The organism is Bacillus sp. NPDC077411 (assembly GCF_044543425.1).
Lineage (GTDB): Bacteria > Bacillota > Bacilli > Bacillales > Bacillaceae_G > Bacillus_A > Bacillus_A bruguierae.
Genome location: NZ_JBITWA010000049.1, coordinates 1 through 1,515 on the forward strand (window position 1 = coordinate 1; position 1,515 = coordinate 1,515).

General features: G+C 50.5%; 1 rRNA gene (only partly in view). It reads left to right on the forward strand.

Annotated elements, in window-relative coordinates:
* Positions 1-4: 4 nt before the first annotated feature.
* A 23S ribosomal RNA gene (locus ACIGHG_RS25595) occupies positions 5-1,515 on the forward strand; it runs 1,325 nt beyond the window's last position.

Sequence of the window (1,515 nt, forward strand, 5' to 3'; positions counted from 1 at the left end):
TTTTGGTTAAGTTAGAAAGGGCGCACGGTGGATGCCTTGACACTAGGAGTCGATGAAGGACGGGACTAACACCGATATGCTTCGGGGAGCTGTAAGTAAGCTTTGATCCGGAGATTTCCGAATGGGGAAACCCACCATACGTAATGGTATGGTATCTTTATCTGAATACATAGGGTAAAGAGGACAGACCCAGGGAACTGAAACATCTAAGTACCTGGAGGAAGAGAAAGCAAAAGCGATTTCCTGAGTAGCGGCGAGCGAAACGGAATCTAGCCCAAACCAAGAGGCTTGCCTCTTGGGGTTGTAGGACATTCTATACGGAGTTACAAAGGAACGAGGTAGACGAAGCAGCCTGGAAAGGCTCGTCATAGAAGGTAACAACCCTGTAGTTGAAACTTCGTTCCCTCTTGAATGTATCCTGAGTACGGCGGAACACGTGAAATTCCGTCGGAATCCGGGAGGACCATCTCCCAAGGCTAAATACTACCTAGTGATCGATAGTGAACCAGTACCGTGAGGGAAAGGTGAAAAGCACCCCGGAAGGGGAGTGAAAGAGATCCTGAAACCGTGTGCCTACAAATAGTCAGAGCCCGTTAACGGGTGATGGCGTGCCTTTTGTAGAATGAACCGGCGAGTTACGATCCCGTGCGAGGTTAAGCTGAAGAGGCGGAGCCGTAGCGAAAGCGAGTCTGAATAGGGCGTTTAGTACGTGGTCGTAGACCCGAAACCAGGTGATCTACCCATGTCCAGGGTGAAGTTCAGGTAACACTGAATGGAGGCCCGAACCCACGCACGTTGAAAAGTGCGGGGATGAGGTGTGGGTAGCGGAGAAATTCCAATCGAACCTGGAGATAGCTGGTTCTCCCCGAAATAGCTTTAGGGCTAGCCTCAAGTGTGAGAGTCTTGGAGGTAGAGCACTGATTGGACTAGGGGTCCCCATCGGATTACCGAATTCAGTCAAACTCCGAATGCCAATGACTTATCCTTGGGAGTCAGACTGCGAGTGATAAGATCCGTAGTCAAAAGGGAAACAGCCCAGACCGCCAGCTAAGGTCCCAAAGTGTGTATTAAGTGGAAAAGGATGTGGAGTTGCTTAGACAACTAGGATGTTGGCTTAGAAGCAGCCACCATTTAAAGAGTGCGTAATAGCTCACTAGTCGAGTGACTCTGCGCCGAAAATGTACCGGGGCTAAATACACCACCGAAGCTGCGGATTGATACCTATGGTATCAGTGGTAGGGGAGCGTTCTAAGTGCTGTGAAGTCAGATCGTAAGGACTGGTGGAGCGCTTAGAAGTGAGAATGCCGGTATGAGTAGCGAAAGACGGGTGAGAATCCCGTCCACCGAATGCCTAAGGTTTCCTGAGGAAGGCTCGTCCGCTCAGGGTTAGTCAGGACCTAAGCCGAGGCCGACAGGCGTAGGCGATGGACAACAGGTTGATATTCCTGTACCACCTCTTTATCGTTTGAGCAATGGAGGGACGCAGAAGGATAGAAGAAGCGTGCGATTGGTTGT